18 protein-coding genes are annotated in these 19,884 nt (G+C 43.0%); 8 read left to right on the top strand and 10 right to left on the bottom strand.

Annotated elements, in window-relative coordinates:
- Positions 1 to 146: 146 nt before the first annotated feature.
- From ACI2IW_RS08545 to ACI2IW_RS08530, 4 genes are all read left to right on the top strand, one after another.
- Positions 147 to 473: a beta-lactamase hydrolase domain-containing protein gene (locus ACI2IW_RS08545; RefSeq protein ID WP_057761519.1), complete on the top strand. Its 327-nt coding sequence runs from the start codon at positions 147 to 149 to the stop codon at positions 471 to 473.
- Between the two features lie 63 nt (positions 474 to 536).
- Positions 537 to 869 carry a TIGR01244 family sulfur transferase gene (locus ACI2IW_RS08540; protein ID WP_057761521.1) on the top strand — a complete coding sequence of 111 codons (333 nt, stop codon included), beginning with the start codon at positions 537 to 539 and terminating at the stop codon, positions 867 to 869.
- Positions 870 to 1,257: 388 nt separating this feature from the next.
- The gene (locus ACI2IW_RS08535; protein ID WP_404693369.1) at positions 1,258 to 2,115 is read left to right on the top strand and encodes a bile acid:sodium symporter family protein; all 858 of its coding nucleotides are present in this window, start codon (positions 1,258 to 1,260) and stop codon (positions 2,113 to 2,115) included.
- 195 nt (positions 2,116 to 2,310) lie between these two features.
- Positions 2,311 to 3,072, top strand: coding sequence for a glutathione S-transferase family protein (locus tag ACI2IW_RS08530; RefSeq protein WP_404693368.1), 762 nt, complete (start codon positions 2,311 to 2,313; stop codon positions 3,070 to 3,072).
- 84 nt (positions 3,073 to 3,156) lie between these two features.
- Here the strand turns inward: ACI2IW_RS08530 and ACI2IW_RS08525 are convergent, their stop codons facing one another.
- Both ACI2IW_RS08525 and ahpF read right to left on the bottom strand, forming a co-directional pair.
- A complete protein-coding gene (locus ACI2IW_RS08525) occupies positions 3,157 to 4,605 on the bottom strand; it encodes an alanine/glycine:cation symporter family protein (RefSeq protein WP_404693367.1) in 1,449 nt (482 codons plus the stop codon).
- Between the two features lie 258 nt (positions 4,606 to 4,863).
- Complete coding sequence (gene ahpF, locus ACI2IW_RS08520) at positions 4,864 to 6,441, bottom strand: alkyl hydroperoxide reductase subunit F (protein WP_404693366.1); 1,578 nt, start codon at positions 6,439 to 6,441, stop codon at positions 4,864 to 4,866.
- A gap of 438 nt (positions 6,442 to 6,879) precedes the next feature.
- Here ahpF and ACI2IW_RS08515 point away from each other — a divergent pair, with 438 nt between their 5' ends.
- Entirely contained in the window at positions 6,880 to 7,128 is a 249-nt protein-coding gene (locus tag ACI2IW_RS08515; RefSeq protein ID WP_057761532.1) for a YdcH family protein, read from the top strand.
- 170 nt (positions 7,129 to 7,298) lie between these two features.
- On the opposite strand, the gene ahpC is transcribed toward ACI2IW_RS08515, so the two are convergent.
- Entirely contained in the window at positions 7,299 to 7,865 is a 567-nt protein-coding gene (ahpC, locus tag ACI2IW_RS08510; protein WP_057761534.1) for an alkyl hydroperoxide reductase subunit C, read from the bottom strand.
- Between the two features lie 268 nt (positions 7,866 to 8,133).
- On the opposite strand from ahpC, the gene ACI2IW_RS08505 reads away from it, so the two are divergent.
- Both ACI2IW_RS08505 and ACI2IW_RS08500 read left to right on the top strand, forming a co-directional pair.
- The gene (locus ACI2IW_RS08505; protein ID WP_238052822.1) at positions 8,134 to 9,045 is read left to right on the top strand and encodes a hydrogen peroxide-inducible genes activator; all 912 of its coding nucleotides are present in this window, start codon (positions 8,134 to 8,136) and stop codon (positions 9,043 to 9,045) included.
- A 40-nt stretch (positions 9,046 to 9,085) separates the two neighbouring features.
- Positions 9,086 to 9,757 carry a hypothetical protein gene (locus ACI2IW_RS08500; protein WP_404693365.1) on the top strand — a complete coding sequence of 224 codons (672 nt, stop codon included), beginning with the start codon at positions 9,086 to 9,088 and terminating at the stop codon, positions 9,755 to 9,757.
- Here the strand turns inward: ACI2IW_RS08500 and ACI2IW_RS08495 are convergent.
- From ACI2IW_RS08495 to ACI2IW_RS08465, 7 genes are all read right to left on the bottom strand, one after another.
- Complete coding sequence (locus tag ACI2IW_RS08495; protein ID WP_404693364.1) at positions 9,735 to 10,337, bottom strand: methyltransferase domain-containing protein; 603 nt, start codon at positions 10,335 to 10,337, stop codon at positions 9,735 to 9,737. The two genes, ACI2IW_RS08500 and ACI2IW_RS08495, sit on opposite strands and share 23 nt — an antisense overlap.
- A gap of 204 nt (positions 10,338 to 10,541) precedes the next feature.
- A complete protein-coding gene (locus tag ACI2IW_RS08490) occupies positions 10,542 to 11,075 on the bottom strand; it encodes a M48 family metallopeptidase (protein ID WP_404693525.1) in 534 nt (177 codons plus the stop codon).
- A 215-nt stretch (positions 11,076 to 11,290) separates the two neighbouring features.
- Positions 11,291 to 12,847: a DUF1513 domain-containing protein gene (locus tag ACI2IW_RS08485; protein ID WP_404693363.1), complete on the bottom strand. Its 1,557-nt coding sequence runs from the start codon at positions 12,845 to 12,847 to the stop codon at positions 11,291 to 11,293.
- A 3-nt stretch (positions 12,848 to 12,850) separates the two neighbouring features.
- Positions 12,851 to 14,002 (bottom strand): imelysin family protein, encoded by a 1,152-nt coding sequence (locus tag ACI2IW_RS08480; protein ID WP_404693362.1) that lies wholly within the window; start codon positions 14,000 to 14,002, stop codon positions 12,851 to 12,853.
- Between the two features lie 69 nt (positions 14,003 to 14,071).
- Entirely contained in the window at positions 14,072 to 15,748 is a 1,677-nt protein-coding gene (locus ACI2IW_RS08475; protein ID WP_404693361.1) for a di-heme oxidoredictase family protein, read from the bottom strand.
- Between the two features lie 306 nt (positions 15,749 to 16,054).
- On the bottom strand, positions 16,055 to 17,515 hold the full coding sequence (locus ACI2IW_RS08470) for an imelysin family protein (protein ID WP_404693360.1): 1,461 nt from the start codon (positions 17,513 to 17,515) through the stop codon (positions 16,055 to 16,057).
- Positions 17,516 to 17,853: 338 nt separating this feature from the next.
- Positions 17,854 to 18,510: an OmpA family protein gene (locus ACI2IW_RS08465; protein ID WP_057761553.1), complete on the bottom strand. Its 657-nt coding sequence runs from the start codon at positions 18,508 to 18,510 to the stop codon at positions 17,854 to 17,856.
- Positions 18,511 to 18,885: 375 nt separating this feature from the next.
- Between ACI2IW_RS08465 and ACI2IW_RS08460 the strand changes: the two genes are divergently transcribed.
- Positions 18,886 to 19,848, top strand: coding sequence for an acyltransferase (locus ACI2IW_RS08460; RefSeq protein WP_404693359.1), 963 nt, complete (start codon positions 18,886 to 18,888; stop codon positions 19,846 to 19,848).
- Positions 19,849 to 19,884: the final 36 nt, after the last annotated feature.

The following is a 19,884-nucleotide window of genomic DNA, read 5'->3' as shown; positions in this document are numbered from 1 at the left end:
AGCGCCTGTGTTATGCTAGACACACTAAATAGGGAATCAATTAACCTAGAAATCGGCCTAAAAAATGCTGATTTATAGTCCTTTGATACTCTTAGTCCAACCATCAATAATAAATATACCTTAACAAATATAACTGAACCTATTTTATGACCGATGATTTAACGATTTATAAGCAAATATACCCAAGCCAATGCGTTAAGATTGCTGAGCTTGGTTATCGCTCAGTGCTTAATATTCGCCCAGATGCCGAGATTGAAACACAGCCTAATAGCTGTGATTTGGCGACTGCTACCGAACAGGCGAACCTAGCGTATCAGCATCTGCCGTTTGATGATGAACGCCTAAGTATGCTGACGGTTGAGCAGTTTGCCGATTTCTACCACTCAATGCCCAAGCCTATATTAATGTTTTGCGGTACTGGGGCACGCGCCAAGCTACTTTACCAAAGCGCATTGATGCAAGGTCTGTTATAACAACCATAGCTTGAACTAACACGTTTTATAAACCCAACAACACCAATAAAAAAAGGAGCTCTTATGAGCCATGAAGTTAGCTTTACCGGACAAATCACGCCTGACCAAGTGCCTATGATTGCCGAAAATGGTTTCAAAACAATTATTAATAACCGTCCTGACGGTGAAGAGCCAAATCAGCCAACCAGTGCCGAAATCGAAGCAGCAGCTAAAGAAGCTGGACTTGCTTATAAAGAGATTTCTTTTGCAGGTAATGAGCTGAATCAAACTCACGTCGAAACGTTTGCAGATTTCTTTAATCAAGCTGAGCAGCCAATGCTGATTTTTTGCCGCACGGGTAACCGCTCAAACGGTATCTATGAAGCAGCCAAGCAAATGGATTTACTAGACGACTAGTGCAGCATAAGTAGACTAGAAAGTTAGTGTATTTAGCCCACAGAATCTTGTGGGCTTTTTATTGCGCTTATCATTATGCTCAAATTTTCATTAACCACAAACAGCCTAATCACTACCTAGTCACAGCCCAATCACTTCCCGATAGCTGTACAGCAACCTCGACCAACCTCAATAGTCACGACAAGTGGGTTACTATACGAGCGTAATACCGCTATTATCATTTGATAGGCTTGATCTAGCTTGGTGGTTAAGACACCTCATTAGCTAGACGATTAAATACCTAAACACATGGAATGTGAGCAGCTGTATGGTGACAAGGTTGCCCCGCTGCTATTTACTTTCAAAACGCCATCTTGATATGGCATTTTAGTTTTACAAGGAATGTTTGATGAATAATACCGCGCTAGCATTATTGCCACTAGCCCTTGCCTACATTATGTTCACTCTAGGAGCAGGGCTAAAACTTAGTGATTTTAAGGTCATTGCCAAATATCCAAAAGCGTTCTTTGTTGGCTTAATCAATCAAGTTGTGTTGGTACCCTTGGTTGCGCTAGCAGTCGTGTTAGTAACGGCTCCGCCACCAGCCATTGCTTTTGGGATTATGCTGATTAGTTTTTGTCCCGGCGGCGTCACTAGCAACATGCTGACCTACTATGCCAAAGGAAATGTCGCGCTCTCTATCGCGTTGACTGGTGTGGTCAGCATATTGTCGGTAATTACGCTGCCCATTCTAATTACGTTGGCTTTTGATCATTTTATGAAAGATCAGGCGAACTCTATTAGCGCGATAAAGATTGGCCTAGTCATGTTCTTATTGACCACACTGCCAGTGTCTCTTGGTATGCTTGCTCGCCACAAGTTTACGGACTTTATGGTACGTCGCAGCAGTCTTCTAAACGGCTTGGCCAGCGTGTTTTTTGTACTAATTGTCTTTGCTGCTATTGCCTCTAACTGGCAATTACTACAAACACAATTCACTCAAATTGGTTTAGAACTTATCTTTATCATTGCTATTTTATTCGCTATTAGCATCCTAATCTCTAGAGTTCTAAAGCTTAGCTGGTTTGATACCAAAACCATCTCGATAGAAACCAGTATCCAAAATAGCACGACGGCTATTACCTTAGCCCCTATCATCATGGGCGTGAGCACACTGCCTGTTATTGCGCTGCCTGCTGCTTTGTACGGTGTGCTGATGTATGTCGTTGCGCTGCCCGTTATTTTCCTAATCAAAAACAAGAACTGATTGTAGTAAGTACGAGAAAACAAAAGCGTCCTTCTAAATAAGTGCCCGTCTAAATAAGCGCCCTTCCAAACATTGGATGGGCGTTTTTTTTGAAATGTGATTTAAATGATAGAAATATTGCTCGGGTTATAGACTGGTCAATACTCAATATTGAGTACATAATAAAATGCTACTGTTATCGCTTAATAGGACTCTATGATGCAAAAACCGCTATTAATTATTGGTAATAAGAACTACTCCTCTTGGTCGCTACGAGCGTGGCTGTTGCTTAAAGCATTTCATGTTGATTTTGATGAGCAACTTATTGAGCTGTTTCATCCATCAGCACGTTCAACGCTCGAAACGCATTCACCAACGGGTAAAGTGCCTATTTTAGTCTATGGTGAAAAAGATAATAAAGTAACCGTTTGGGACACCTTAGCTATTGCTATGCATGTCAATAAGTACTTTACGGATATTGATATTTGGACAGGTATTGATAAATCTAACGCTGAAAAACGTAATAACAATCAAAGTAGAATAAATAGCGCCTATTGCCAAAGCATCGTGGCTGAGATGCATTCGGGATTGACAGGCATTCGTAATGAGATGCCGATGAATATACGAGCAACGGCTAAGATACAACCAAGTAATGCTTGTTTGGCTGATATTACTCGTATCGAAGACATCTTTGCCGATTGTTTAAAAGATCGCTCAGCAGACAGTTTCTTATTCGGAGATTTCACAGCAGCTGATGTATTCTTCGCTCCAGTGGTGCTGCGATTACAGACTTATGCTGATGCGTCCAATATTACTTTGCAGCCACTGACCAAACAGTATTGCCAAACCATTCTAAATCATCCGCACATACAGGCGTGGCAACAATCAGCACTGATAGAAACTCGAATTATTGAAGAAGATGAAGCAGGCGAGATCATGTCGATAGCTGGCGTATTGGCGAATAACCATTCATTTTAGGCATAAATAATATCTTACATAAAAAAACCACTTCAGCTTAGCTAAAGTGGTTTTTTCTTTCATGAGAAATAAAGCGTACGAGTACTACTGTTTTTGGTCTAAGGCTTCTTTTACTGCTTTTTTGCCCCATGCGCTCAGATCAAGATCCAGTTTTTCATACTCTTGCGCATCGAACAACGGCTCTTTAATCCCTGATTTTAACTGACTTGCAAAGTCGTCCAATAGACGCTTAGCTCGCGGAAATAACATTATCAAGGCCAATAAGTTTGCTAGCGCTAGCACACCCATCAACGGATCAGCAAAGAAGAATACTGCGGTTGCTGCAGGAGCCACTGCACCCAAGAATAATACCGCAATCACAACAACTCGCAAAACCAGAGTCGCCATTTTGATATTCTTTTTGACCAAGAAATTAATGGCATTTTCACCCATGTAGTAGTTATACATGATAGAACTTAGTGTAAATAACAATAGCGATATAGTCAGAATATACTGCGCCCAGTTCCCAAGCTGAGTCGTTAACGCTTGCTGTGCCAGTACAATACCATCGACTTCAGCACCTGGTTGATATACGCCGCTCAGTAAAATCATAAATGCGGTGGCACTACATACGATTATCGTATCAATAAATACAGATAATGACTGCGAGATACCTTGACTCACAGGATGAGTGGCATAAGCGGTGGCAGCAATATTAGGCGCAGAACCTAGACCTGCTTCATTAGAGAATAAACCACGCTTCATACCTTGCTCAATCGCCACACCAATACCACCGCCCACGACAGACTCAATGCCAAATGCATTTTTGACAATCATTACCATCAACGTAGGCAGTTCTGTGACATTGAGCAATATAACAACAAGTGCCATACCAATATAGATTAATGCCATAATAGGAATGACAACGTCAGCTACTTTTGCAATGCGCTGAATACCGCCAAAGACAATAAATCCACCTGCAATGACCAATACCACACCCGATATCCAGCGATCAATCCCAAAGCTTTCAAGCGCAGAACCTGCCACCGTATTACCTTGGAACGCGATAAACCCGATAGAGAAAGACAGTAGTAAAGCAATAGCATAAATGACGGCAAGCCAGCGATAGTCTTTACCTAACCCATGTAAAATATAGGTCGCAGGGCCACCGCGAAAGTTACCATCAGTGTCTCTACGCTTATAAAGCTGCGCTAAGCTACATTCCACAATGCTAGTCATCATGCCAATTAAGGCCACAACCCACATCCAGAATACCGCTCCCGGTCCTCCTAAAGAGATGGCAACAGCAACGCCAGCAATGTTACCGCCGCCCACACGTCCACCGATAGAAACGAGCAACGCCTGACGAGCAGAAATTCCGTCGTCTCCTACTTCATCCGTTTTGAACACACGGAACATACGTTTAAAATATTTAAACTGAGCAAATCTACCTACGATGGTAAATAATAAACCAAAGATAATTAGCATAGGCACGAGCGCCCAGCCCCACGTTAGATCCCCGACTAGGGCAAAAAAAGCTTCAATGTATTCCATGCCTATTTTCCTTATAGTTCATGACGCTATGATAGGTTTTATTGCATACATTATTGCATCAACAACACGAGTTTGTAATGCAAATGTCGAATTTGTAACGTAAATACTGATATTTTCTGAGTGAAATCGCGTTATTCGTTTACTTAAGAGTCTATTTTATAAATATCAGGATTTTTTTATATAGACGTGTTTATGCGATAGCACAAAAAAACCACCTCAACCGAGGTGGACTTTTATACTGAAACTAAACTGAACAGCTTACTGCATGACTAGGTATTCAAAGGCTGACAATGCCGCTTTACTACCTTCACCCATCGCAATGTTAATCTGCTTAAATGGCACGGTGGTTACATCACCACAAGCAAAGATACCTTTACGATCTGTACGGCAACGCTCATCGATTTCGATCTCACCAAAGCGGTTTAGATCAACGAAGCCTTTGATAAATCCAGTGTTTGGTACTAAACCAATCTGTACAAACACCCCTGATAAATCACGCTCATGAGTCTCACCTGTGCTGCGATCTTGGTAGACGATAGACGATACTTTACCATCAGTCGCTTTGATCTCTTGCGTCGCTGCACCAGTAATGAACTCAATGTTGGTTTTCTCTTTGGCTTTATTGATCAGTACTTGGTCAGCTTTTAACTCATCAGCGAACTCGAGTACAGTAACGTGATTGACGATACCTGCCAAATCTAGTGCTGCTTCAACGCCTGAGTTACCACCGCCGATCACTGAGATGTCTTTACCTTTAAAGAATGGACCGTCACAATGCGCACAGAAAGCCACGCCTTTACCGATATTTTCTTCTTCGCCCGGTACACCAAGCTTTCTCCACTGAGCACCTGTCGCCAAGATGATACTACGGGTATTGAAAGTCTCACCAGTATTTAGATGAATACTGTAGTTCTCTTCTTCAGTCTCGCCAATTTCTTTAACGCTCACATGCTCTTTTAGCGTGATGTTATATTCGGCTAAGTGCTTAACAAAGTTAGTGGATAAATCTGTACCGTTGGTTAGCGGTACTGAAATTAAGTTCTCGATATCTTGCGTATCTTTTACCTGTCCACCGATACGATCAGCGACCATTGTAACTTTTAAGCCTTTACGCGCTGTATAAATAGCAGCAGCCACACCTGCAGGGCCAGCACCGATGATAGTGACGTCTTGCTGCTCTAATTGCTCAGCATCGTCTTCTACTTCTGACAACAGATCAGGGAACTGCTCTTGCAATTTTCCAATCAATTTAGCAGTGTCGATTAAGCCGTTAGCAAATGGTTTACCGTTCAAAAATACAGCTGGTACGCCTTGGATTTTGTTCGCTTCTACTTGCTCTTGGAACAATGCACCGTCGATCATCTCATTGCTGATACCATCGTTTAGTAGCGCGAACTGGTTCAATGCCTGAACGACTTCTGGGCAGCTATGGCATGACAATGACACGTAGGTTTGGAACTGTAATGGCTTATTAAAGCGCTTAACTAACTTTTGGATGCCTTCATCCAACTTTAGCGTATGACCACCCGCTTGCAGAATCGCCAAAATCAATGACGTAAACTCATGACCACCTGGGATACCGCTAAATACGATACCAGTGTCGTTTGATGCGCCATCAATGTGACTGACTACTTTGAAACTAATCGCACTAGGCAAACTATCATCAGTCGCTTCTGCATCGAAATTGATCTTGTCTGTTGTTCCAGCAATCTTGGTCAAAAAATCTACTAATTCTGCACGTTTTGCATGCGTACCAGTACCCAATACAAAGGTAATTGGGCGTGTCATATTTTCGCTATAGCTCTTAACGGCATCTAATAAATTCTGATCTATCATGTTTGTTCCTCATTATGACTGAATATGTAACGGCAGCTGTCATGCTACGCGTCTAAATATGAAATAGTTGGTGTTAATAATTTTGTATAAAAGGTTATATATAGTGGGCTCTTGCCCTTTGATGTGTCTATTATCAAGCGTTTAGCGAATTTCAGCAAGCTGAGAAACTCAAACTTTATGTTTTATAAAACCAATCGTTTATTAACTTAAATAATTAAATATAAATACATAAGCAAATGATAGTGATGGTACATGGTCTATTTTTTCGCTACAATCAAATGGTATTGATAGCAATATGCATTATCAATATCGTGAAGTAACTATCTTTATTACCATTAAACTTTCACCCCTTCCAAAAAAGTCTCACCATCATAAGCGTCTTAACCATAACGTGCTTACGCTTATTCTAAGCTTGCACTAAATAACAAGGATGACAACATGACAATGACAGACACATGGCAAGATCACAGTGATATTATCGATGAGTTAAAGCAAAAGGACACGCATTTTGCGAGTATTTTTGATGAACATACGACTCTAGATAGGCAAATTAATAAGCTTGAAAACGATGTGGTCAAGCATGCCAGTCGCGATGAAGAAATCGAACAGATGAAACGACGAAAGCTACAGCTCAAAGACGAGATTTATAAAACCATTGATAAAAATAAAGCACAGTCTCGCGCTTAATATTGCGTCTATACTTAGAGATATGCTGAAAAAATAATACTAACAATATCTATGCTTAAGACGTAAAAAGACCCCATCAACTTATGTTAATGGGGTCTTTATTTGTAGTACTGCCTTAAATCAGATGTTTAAGATACAGCGCTACTTTTATCTAAGTATGAAATACCTACTTAGATTTTACCAACTAGGTCAAGACTTGGCTTCAATGTGTCGCCGCCTTGTTCCCAAGCTGCTGGGCAAACTTCGCCGTCGTTTTCACGAACATACTGTGCTGCTTTTACTTTACGTAGCATGTCTTTTGCACTACGGCCGATGCCACCAGCATGGATTTCAGCAACTTGGATCAAGCCATCAGGATCTACTAAGAATGTACCGCGCTCAGCCAAACCTGCTTCTTCAATCATGACGTTAAAGCCACGAGTGATTTTACCAGTAGGATCGCCGATCATTGGGTATTGTACTTTACCGATAGCTTCTGAAGAATCATGCCATGCTTTATGCGTGAAATGCGTGTCAGTAGATACTGAGTATACTTCAACACCAAGGCCTTTTAGCTCGTCATAATGAGCGGCCATGTCTTCTAGCTCAGTTGGGCAAACGAACGTGAAATCAGCTGGGTAAAATAGGAAAATCGCCCAGTTGCCTTTTACGTCTTCTGAAGTGATGGTTTTGAACTCACCGTTTACGTATGCATCTGCTGAAAATTCTGGGATTTCTTGATTGATGATAGACGCCATGGTTGGCTCCTCTATAGTTAAGTAAATTGGAAATTATTTATATGGTTTTTTCAATTAGCCCTCTAGCTCTCTGGGCTACCTGACAAACTATACGCGAATTCTACGGTTAATCCAGTTAAAAGTTTTTAATGTGATGTTTTGTTTTATTAAACTTGTTAAACTATTATCTCTACATTTTATCATTGGTGCTTAATTGGTAATTTGCTACCTTATAAAGGTTGACCAAACATAATAAATTGCATTAAAAACCCACTAACAGAGAGGTTTTATGATTACTTTACGACAACTTGAGTTTGCCCTAGCCGTCGCCAAACATCGTCATTTTAAACGTGCTGCTGAAGATTGCAATATCTCGCAGTCTGCACTGAGTTTGGGTATCGCAGAATTAGAAAAACAGCTAGATACTCAGATTTTTGAGCGCAATAATAAACAGGTATTGATTACCCCTATCGGTCAAGACATTCTAACGCGGGCGCAGCGAGTGTTTTCTGAAGTGAGTGATTTGACCACGCGTGCTCATAGCCATCAGACGCCGCTTGCCTATCCTATGACTGTCGGTATTATTCCGACAATTGCGCCTTATTTGCTGCCAAAAGTACTGCCTGCGCTGCGTGCTCAGTATCCAGAGTTCCGCATGACCATCGTCGAACAACAGACAGAGCGTTTGCTTGAGCAAGTACGCTATGGTCATATCGACACGGCTATCATTGCGCTACCTTATGCGGTAGATGGGCTACATAGTTTTGAGTTCTGGAGTGAAGACTTCTTTGCTGTATTTCCAAAAGATGACATACATGCCAAGCTTGATACCATTAATGCTGACGAACTGGCAACTGCCAATCTCATGTTACTTGGCGAAGGACACTGCCTAACCGACCAGACGCTGTCTGTCTGTCATTTTGACCGTGCCCAGATGAAATCAAGCTTTTCAGATGCCAGTTTAAATACTTTGATTCAAATGGCACTTGCCAATATGGGCACAACCCTCGTGCCTGAAATGGCACTCGATCAGCTACACCTGCAAAACCAAAATGCCGTCGCCATACCACTAGCTGAAGAAGGGCCGCATCGCCATATTGCCTTTGTCACCCGTCTGAACTATGCGCGTGTCGATGATGTTAGCTTGCTTGGTGAAGTGTTTAATAAGGCATTTAAAGACGCAGTGGCTAACAAAGAATAATCAAACCATTTTTACCACGGTCATAGTGAAAAAATGACATATGAAAACTGTCTCAAATAAGCATGATGAGCTTGGCAAGTACTTTGCACAGCATTTGTCAGCTATGACCAGCGATATCCTGCCAAAGCAAATAGATAGGCTTTGGCAAGATATCGTGACGCGCTATGGCGAACCACAACGTGCTTATCATACACTCAATCATATTCAGCAGCTCTTGATACAGCTTGAAAGTATTAAACACCATCTTGCTGAGCCGCATATCATTGCATTGGCACTGTATTATCATGATGTGATATATGAGCCAACACGCTCCGACAACGAGTTGCAAAGTGCAGAACTTGCGACAGATGCCTTGAGCCCTTATCTAAGCACAGAGCAATGCCAGCAGATCTACGCTCTCATTATGATGACGGCTAATCATCAGATAGATGTATTGATAGACAGTGAAAAATACAATGATGCGGCATATTTGTTAGATATGGATTTGAGTATTTTGGGTGCGCCTCGGTCTGCATATGAGCAGTATGCAAAGGCGATACGTCAAGAATATAAACATGTCGCCGATGACAGCTACCGTGATGGACGCACTGCAGTGTTACAAGGATTACTAGTACATCCCAAACTTTATCTGACTGACCATTACTATAATCAGTTAGAAACGCAAGCTCGAGCTAATATCAAGCTCGAGCTTACTTCGCTCGTAGCTTTATAAACAGCTCACTACCCTGCCGCGCTGGATGTGAATTATAGCTGGGCTGCATAATATCGATATAAAAATGACTTTGAAAACGCTGTTGGTACTCTTCCTTGCTGCCGCCGAATGGTGGCTCTTCCCGTCCAAAATCCGTGTCAAACAACAACCCAACTAGTTTGCCTTGTGGCTTTAACAGCCTTGCCATCTGTTGCACGTATTCATCACGACGCGATGGATTAATCGCACAAAAAAACGTCTGCTCAAGTATCCAATCAAATTGATACTGCTCAGCTGATAAGCTAAAAAAATCCGCACAGATCAAATGTTCAGAAGGAAAATCAGGATAGCGCTCTGCAAATGTCTCAATCGGTGCAGGGGCAAAGTCAACTAGCGTGACATTGGTAAAACCTTGCTCATATAAATAGCCTACTTCATAGGCGTTACCTGCACCTGGCACTAGTATCGCCTGATCTTTTGCGCTTTCAGGTAATTGGTCGATATAAGCTTTGAGCGGTGGTGATACCTGCCCCATATCCCAACCGATGCTGTTCTTCTCATAACGCTGCTGCCAAAACTCCGCTTGGTTGACGTTTTCCATATGACATCCCTGTATATAAAGCCATTGTTTAAACGACACGATTTGTACCGTTATTTCTTATCATATCAGGCTTATTCAGGTGTGTCCTTATTTTAAAAATGATGATAAAAATAGGACTAGGTGCTCTGCATAATGAAAGTTACGCAGATGATATCGAGGTGCTTACTAGGGTTATTTAGATGGTTAAATAGTTAGATGATAGGTTTAGTCCAGCTGTCCTGTTTTGCCCGCTAGGATATTATGCCATTGCTGATAATCTGGCATCGCTGTGGCAACCGTTTGCCAAAACGCTCGGCTATGGTTGGCATGATGCAAGTGGCACAGCTCATGAACGATTACGTATTCGGTGCATTCGATAGGATAGGCAGGAAGATAAACCGATAGCCAAATTCGCTTTGCGCGCGTGTTGCAGCTGCCCCAGCGCGTGTGCATTTTTTTTAATCTTATTTCATTGGCATAAGCGCCAACGATTGGCTGCCACTTTTTAAATAGTGCAGGTGCGACTTCGGAGAGTTGTTGCCGATAATAGATGATTTTTTGATCGGGGCTTAGCGTAAATGACTGCTCTGCATCCCATAATAAAACTGAGTTATTAGCAGCTGAAGGGTCAGACGACGTGCTCTGTCTACGTCTATATTGTTCTAATACTTGCGGGTGATGTTCAATAGCCCAAGGCACCCGCTTAGCCACAGCATGCAATATTTGTGATGCGCTGACATGCATCGGTGCAGAGACCATCAACGTATAAGGCTTTAAGCGAAAATTGATATTTTTAACACGCTTTTGACTGATGTGTAGCTCGATGCCTGCTTGTGCAAGCTGCTGTCTGACAGTATCTAAATTGGTGTCTAAGCTAATGCTCTATCTCCTTGGCTGACTATTACTACCGTTCTAGTAATAGTCGTTATTAATCGCCGTGCCTGTTCGTCTGTGCTCTTGTTGAATGTCACGTATTACAGTGCTTGCAAATGGTTGTCAAACGACATCATATGCAGTTGACTGTCTTTGATAATCTGCTCATGAGTTTCAACATCGTTTACGTTCAATTTTACTTCTGGTAAAACAGTTACTTTTAGCGCTGTTAACTGCCCTTGACCATCACTGACGATAAATCCTGTCGGTTCGGCATGTTTATCAATTTCACCCACTGAAGCACTAGAATTAACTAACACCGAAGCCCCTGCACAATCTGGCAGGCTTACATCATCAATTAGCTCGCGAGTATGCAAATCATAAATTGCCGCACAGCCACCAATCGGCGTGGTCACACACAGTAGGTTACGCTCACTATCCACCGCCACGCTAGCGATATATTGGTGAAAACGTTGCCATTGATTATTTGGCATAGTGAGTGGTGTAAAACTGGCATCACCACGTTTATGAGTCAGCACTAACGGTACATTGATATGTTTTTCACCTTGGAACTGAATACCGATCATCACTGTGCCATCATCGTGCATGGCTAAATGACGCACACTCATCTGATTATGTTCGGGAGTCACTTGCTCAAGCAGTGTGCCATCGTGACGATTCAAATAAACCAGTGAGGGTCGCATGGTATCTAGATTTAGCTCTTCGCGTGAGGCCTGCTCGGTTTTGATACCACCGTTTGCAATGACGAGCGTTTCGCTATCAGGATGCATAATCAGCTCATGCGGCCCAATACCATATGAATCAAACTCTGCTACTTTTTGATAAGCATCATTGGCATCATAGATACCAATTTTGCCTGCCAAACTCACCGTGTCATTCTCAGTTACGTAGAGCAAGCTGCCATCTAAGCTATAACAAGCATGACCATAAAAGTGACGGTCTACATCGGCTGTAATCGCATGTTGTACTTGCCCATTTGATGTATTAAGCACCCAGAATCTTTCGCTTGGACGACGACCCATGACGACGACATCACGTCTCTGCTCGACAGTATTATGCTGAACTTCAGATACATTGATAGGTAGAGGCTGAACAACGATGTCGTGGACACGCTCAGGCATAGTCGTCTGCCAAACGATTTGTCTGTCAGCATCAATACCTACCACACCAAAGTCGTGCTCATTCTGGCTTGATGTAGCCTGATCTTTTGGCAGTGATGCGACGCCACTGACCCAGCTGACTGGTCGTGCCAGCATCGTTGTCGTATGCATGACAGCAAAGTCAGGTACATCACTATTATCATCACCTACAGCGTGATAAGCCTGCTTCCATGTTGCCGCTGCTTGCTCACAAGCATAACGTAAACGCGAAAGCTTCGGGGTTGAATCAGGGCCAACTCGTAATACCTGCAACTGTGTACAAATACCGTCCACATAATCTTGCAGACTGGCATCTGGATGCTGCTGCTTACGATAACGATGATGAATACCGACCAGCGCCGCCGTACCCACTGCTGTCAGCACTGAAGTCGTCAAAAGCTCATGAGTTGACGAAGTTCTCCCAGACCGATTAGACCTATTCATCTGGTCATGAGTCTGGGCTGCTGACATTGCTGTACTCGCTTCGATAGTAGACATTGTCTAATCGCCATCAGTGCTGTTAAAGCCCACACGGATACCAAGTGCTGGGATTAACTGGCGTTTAATCAGACGAGTGACATCAGTCAGATGATCGTATAACGCTTGTTGATCGTCCTTACTAGCCTCTGATAAATCTTCTGGCATTTGTGCTAATAATGCGGTTGTATCAGCCAATGCAGTTGATAGATTATCCGAAACTTTGTTTTCATCATTGCTACCAAGAATAGCCGTCAGTACTGGGTCAGTCATGGCTTTATTAATCGTATCTAACTTAGCATTGATGATAGCGCGGCTTTGACCAGCAGTAGCAGCAGGCAAATGGCCTTTTGCCTTACCTGTCAGACCGAGTGGCTGATCAATGGCATTAGACTTCATGGTCTCAATCAATGACAGTAGAGAGTTAATCCACTGATTTAAGCCTCTATCGCTTTCTGCTGTTTTGTCTATCGCCAATAAATCAGTCGCGTTTTGCTGCCAGTTTTTCTCGATGTCTTTTAGACGCGTGCTCAACGCACTACTGGCGCTAATCACATAAGCACACTGACCAGCGTCTAGACTTTCATTAGCAAACAAAGCCTCTTCCAACCCTGGCACGCCTTGTACGATAGCACTCTCGCCAGTAAGTTGCTCTGGCGTTAGTTTTGGATTGGCTGCGATTAAGTCAGCCACACCACTATGTACGAGTCCGCGCTCGTCAGGGTAGTAGTTAATGTATAGATTGCTCATACTAGCGGTCGCAGGACCAAAGTTGACCATCTCAGCACTTGACCATGCTTGTGCCAATACTAGCCACTGTGCACGTAATGCTTGTAGCTCATCCCCACTTACTGGAGCTTGGGTACAATGTTTCTGCGCCAATTCATTCAACAGATCGCTTTGCTTGGCTGCATCAGCATACGCAGGAATCACGATATCGTCTGCCACATGCGTCAAGTACGTTTTTGCAGTCTCAGGGCTGATATCTACTGCAACGATTTGCTCAGTACTTTCTTTGCTGTTTTCTACTGAGCTGTCAGTAGCTGCACTGTCTTGCACAACTTTTTGGCTGTCTACATCTGCAGTTTTGTTGTCATCGGCAGGTTTGACACAACTGATCAGCAGTCCAGCACTCAATGCAGATAGCGCCATTGCCAAAGCGTGGTTTATTTTCATAGGTTTCTCGGTAATGTTATAGGTAGTAATTTATAGCGTTTCTATACTGATTTTATAATAGCGACTTTATTATAGCGACTTTAGGAACGCATTAAGCTCTGCGCGACCTTGTTTGTCTAACTTCAATACTTGTTGCTTTTGCTTTTCGGCTTCTCCGCCATGCCACAAAACAGCTTCCATCAATGTACGTGCACGGCCATCATGCAAGAATGTCGCTTGAGGATCGACTGTTTGCGCAAGTCCTACGCCCCAAAGTGCTGGCGTACGCCATTCATAAGAATTGGCTAAAAATTCAACTTGGGCATCTTTTGGTGGTAGCTTACCGGCAATCGTACGATCAGCGAGATCATCGCCCATATCGTGCAATAGCAAATCTGTATAAGGATAAATCACTTGTCCATGCTGCTCAAGATGATCATCGTCGGTTTTTGGCAACTGATATCTTGGCGTATGACAACTTTGACAACCCATATCATAAAAACGCTTTTTGCCAGCTAGCACAAGCTTATCATCTGCATTACGGCGATGCGGCACTGCGAGATTGCGAGTATAAAACTCTACAAACTTAGCAACCTCATCGTTTACTTCAACAGGTGATTTACCATTGCCCTGCTCATCAGCACCTGTCGCTGCATTTAGGCAAGCGGTCTGCGTTGGCATACAGGATTCATTAGGACGGATGTTCGACGTCAGACCCATGTCTTCGTTAAAGGCACTTTGGTTCTGAGTAATAAGTTTGGTTTGACCCGCTTTCCACCCAAATCGTCCAAGCGCACGCTTGCCCGTTTGTGGATCCATGACCCAGTTAAATTTACCACTGATATCACCATTGCTACTGTCGCTGGCTTGTTTTTTAATGTCATCGTCAGGTATTTGCTCTAGCAGCCCAAGCCCAATCATTGGTAGCGCCACACGGGGTGATACCATCATGTCAACGTCAAAAGCGCCGTAACCAGGTTTAGTCAAATTAAACGTTGGCGCACGTAGTGTCTCAACATATCCGTCAGCAAAGGTAACTGGTTTGTCTGTCCACTGCACTGCGATTCTTGCTTCAGCAGGCACGCCCTGAATACCGCGATCTTGTAGCTGGCCACCATACATAGGATGAGCCACCTTTTCAATCAACGAATCCTGTAGCTGCTGGCGTTGCTCATCGGTCGTCGCTGGCATAGACAGACGAATTAACAAACTATCAGCATCGTCATCGGCAGTCATCGGCGCATGACCTCGCCCATCTTTGACATGACAAGACTGGCAAGCGGCCACATTGAATAATGCGCCCAGCCCATCACGACTATCAGTACTGGCAGGAGCAACGACCCATGGCTGCTTAAAGAACGCATTACCAATAAAGAACGACCCTTTTCGAGAAGCTGCTAGGTTTGATGAAGGCTTCGAGTAGCTCTCAGCACTGCTAATGCTAATACCAGAGTCACCGCCCTGCTTGATCTCTTGAGGATCAAAGCTTACCAACTGCTGCATCGGCACGCCTGCCAGTGCTTCTATATTTTTAGTGTGTTCGGACGACAGCGATTGGCTGTTTTCACTGCTGCTTTCATTACTTGAGGCCTGCTCTGAAGTAACATCAGAAACATCATCAGAAGTGTCGTCAGAAACGCTATCAGATGGTTGACACGCACTGATAGCCATAGCACTGGCGATAATTAGCACAAGCTTAGAGGGTATATGTCGTAGGATTTGAGTAGCAAGAGGAAAATCAGAGGGGTTAACATAATTGGCGTTCATAGAAATTAATTGCCTTAGCGCTAGAGTAGAACCATTAAAATTTTGTCATACCATCTCATTATATGTCGTCACAATCATTGCTTATCGACATATAATGGGGTGGTACACCGGCCAATTGGCTTATTTAATGCTCGTAAAAATGCGTTGCCAACGGTGGCTGACAACGCACGTATTATATCTAATCTAAGTATCTAATAAACAGCGGTTACTGACCTACAACGAATAATAAAACGTCGCAAAGCCAATGAAAGGCTTTTAAATAAGCGCCGCTAGCTTATAGATAAGGGCCGCTAGCTTAAATTTTTCTTAAAACTGTGACCCTGCATCTGCGTCTAGATTATCGATTCCAACTGCTTTTGCAGCGTTCTCGATACTGGCTGTGAGCTCTTGTAAGCTAGTGATGCCCGCTTCAACCCATCCACGACGGACGTTTTGTTCTTCAGCAGAGATACCTTCTTGGCTAGCTTGACCGACAGTTGCAATCATCTGGTCAATCTTGATGCCGTCTTTTTCGCCTTTTTCAACGATAACGTTGAACGCGCCTTCTACTTTGTTGAACTCAGCAGCCAATTTATCAGCAGCTTCTGTATGTCCGTTATCCGTCAGATAATCTTTGATACCGTAGCCGCCCACTGTCTTACCAGCGACTGTTGTATAGCTACCATTAAAGACGTTTTGGATACCGCGCGCATTATTAGCATAGCTTAAATGGGTCAAATCACTAAAGCATTCGTGCTCATCTTCAGTAGAGCCAGTAACAAAAGCGACCTGCATACGCTCAGACGCAAGCTCACCTAATGCTAAGCTGCCCATTTGATACATAATTTGGCGCAGACCATTATCATATTTGCGCGCTATCAAATCACTACGCAGAGTATTTTCAGTATCAGGCTGCCACTGGGCTTCCATTGCGGTCAAATCATCGACCAATAGTTGAGTTGCAGCAGTTAAGAATTCACCACGGCGCTCACAGATACTGGCATCTTCATTGACGGTCTCACCACTAGTACACTGTCCGGCTTCAGTCGCATAGTCAGTGACTGGGCGATTACCTGCACCTTCTTTTACGCCATTGTTGTCTTGACCCCACAGCATAAATTCAATCGCATGATAGCCAGTCGTTACATTGGCCTCACTACCACCGATTTCATTCATTTCTGCAAGTAGCTCAGGCGTAATCGTACTGGTATCTTGCTTGATACTACCGACAGTAATGCTGTCGCTATTGATGATGTTCTCTTGGCTATTATATTCGCCTTCATAGTCATCACCAACATAATCAATCAGCGCTTCATCAAGTGGCCAAGCATTGATTTGCCCTTCCCAGCTATCGATGCTGTTGATAGCACGTTTGTCATTAGCAGTCACAAAGCCTTCATCAAAACGGAAAATCTCAGTTTGTGAGTATGGCTGGCGCGCTGCTTTATAGGCAGCTTTTGCAGCATCAAGGTTTTCTTGTGTTGGAGTGGCTACGTAAGTTTCTACCGCAGTTTGTAGCGCTTTAGCCGTGTCCAACGAATCTTTATAAGCGGCGTGTGCCATATTTGCATAACTGATAATCAATCTATCAATATGTGCTTTTTCAGCAGCCGTCATCTCTGAATTAGCAGCCGTCTCTGTGTTTGCTACTTCTGTTTGCGTTTCTGTCGCAGCATTGGTGTCTTCATCGGCTTGCTTTGTACAGCCCGACACCATTAACAATCCTGCAAGTGCAACAGCTAAAGTAGTTGGTAAAAGCTTACGGCTCGTTACTGTGGTAATCGTCATACATATCCTCAAGAAATATAGCAAAAAATTCGTTTTGGTTAAGTAGCCTCAATTATTTTGATAATTAAGCCATGTTACATCAGGCTATCTTAGCCATGCACATTGACTCTCAGTGCGCACGATAAGACGTTTAATATTGCATCAATAGCAAACACTGACAAATTATAGTGTTATTGATAATCATTATCAATATTTAATTTAATATTAACTATATCTATCAATCATCACTGTTTTATTCAAACTGAAAACATAAAAAAAGAGCCAGCATATTGCTGACTCTTTTTGAAATATATGTGCTCAAATATCTAGCACATACCTAATAGCTATATAGCTATTTATTAGTTTACGCTCTGTGGTGCGTTAACTGTTAGCTCAACACGGCGGTTTTGACCACGGCCATATTCAGTGTTGTTGTCTGCGATTGGACGTGACTCGCCGTAAGCAACAACGTTTACACGGTTTGAAGCAACACCGCGAGCTGTTAAGTAATTAGCAACTGAGTAAGCACGATCACGTGACAGACCCATGTTGTAAGATGCTGAACCTTTGCTATCAGTGTGACCAGCAATAGTAATTGTGTTTTGGTTGTACTGGTTCATTGTTGAAGCAAGCTTATCAAGCGTTGGCTTGAATGACGAGCTAAGAGTTGCATCATCAAATGAGAACGTGATGCTACCTGGCATAACCAAATCAATGTTACCAGTGGTTGGGTTCTGCTCAACAGTTACGCCTGTGCCAGCCATTTGCTGCTCAAGTTGACGAGCTTGACGCTCCATGTAGTAACCAACGCCTGCACCTAGTGCTGCGCCGATAGCTGCATCACGACCAGTTTTGTCGCCGCCTGTTGCTTTTGAAATAGTTGCACCACCTGCTGCACCAACTAAACCACCTAGAGCAGCTTTATTTAAACGCTGTTGTCCAGTGTTTGGATCTGTTGTACAACCGCTAAGTGCTAGACCTGATGCTACTGCTGCAATCATTAAAGTATTACGCATAATATTTCCTCTTAAGTTTAAAAAATCGTGCTTTTTATAAAGATTGTCCATTAATCTTTTTTAAGTACTTATCTACATTCCCCATTATTATGGCAACTACAACCTATCTCTGTGTAATATTTTGTCATACCTATGTATGAGAAGTGCAGGTTATATTTCAATGATTTTATAGGTCAAATCTTCGCGCCTTGCTACCACTAGTCACGTTTACAACCGTACACTACAACATGTTTCTGCTAAAATTATATTGCTGAATTTGTCGGCTTTAAATAGTCATGATTTAAAGCTTTACGTTCATAATATTCCTGATTTGACTAGGACAAATTCAGCGACATACGGCTTATTATTAATCAGATAGACTGAAAAGGATTGAGCATGCGATTGACATCTACCATTCGAAAAATGCATAAACGTTCGCCTAAATTGGGCAAAGCTGTGTCGCTTGCAACAGCCACCGGTGTCATCGCCGCCAATAGCTTCGGTGGTAGTATTCCTTTATGGCTAATGGGTGTCGGTAAAGTCATTACTGGCGCCTCTATCGCGGACAAAGCCGTTATCAAAATTGCTACTCACTGGATCAGCAGCAACAGTGCCTTAATCGATAACATGTTGCCTCGCAAAGATTGGCGTATCAGCCTACCGGACGATATTCATACCAATGGTAAATACCTATTGGTGAGCAACCACCAATCATGGGTCGATACCAGCATCGTGCAGTATATTGGCGAAAAGCGCTTGCCACTCACGCGATTTTTTACCAAGTTTGAACTGATTTACATCCCTATCGTTGGTCAAGCTTTTTACTTTTTAGACTTTCCGATGATGCGCCGACACTCAAAAGAAGCCATTGCCAAAAACCCTGCGCTAAAAGGCAAAGACATCGAAGAAGCTAAACGTGCCTGCGCTCTATTAAAAGACAAACCTTTTACCTTATTAAATTATTTGGAAGGTACTCGTTTTACCAAAGCCAAACAAGCTCAGCAAAAATCACCTTATACGCACTTATTGAAACCTCGTGCAGGCGGATTATCATTGGCTATCAGCGCGCTAGGTGAAGATATCGATGGCATATTAGACATGACCATCGTATATCCTGACGGTGTGCCAAGCTACGGGGACCTTTGGAAAGGCAATATCAAACGTTTGGGCGTTGATTTGCGCTACATCGACATACCGGATGCCTTGTTCGAAAGTATCAAACAAGGTGGCTACGAAAATGATGAAGATACAAAAGCTCAAATGTTCGACTGGGTTGAGCAAGTGTGGCGTCAAAAAGATGAACGTATTAGCACTATGTTGGCAGATTTTGAAACCAATCCTAAAACGCAAGATGCCTAACAAAGACGCTCAGCAAGACTAAACTGGCTGACTGTT

Source organism: Psychrobacter sp. NPDC078501 (assembly GCF_044900935.1).
Classification (GTDB): domain Bacteria; phylum Pseudomonadota; class Gammaproteobacteria; order Pseudomonadales; family Moraxellaceae; genus Psychrobacter.
This window is presented reverse-complemented; position numbering and strand designations above follow the sequence as displayed.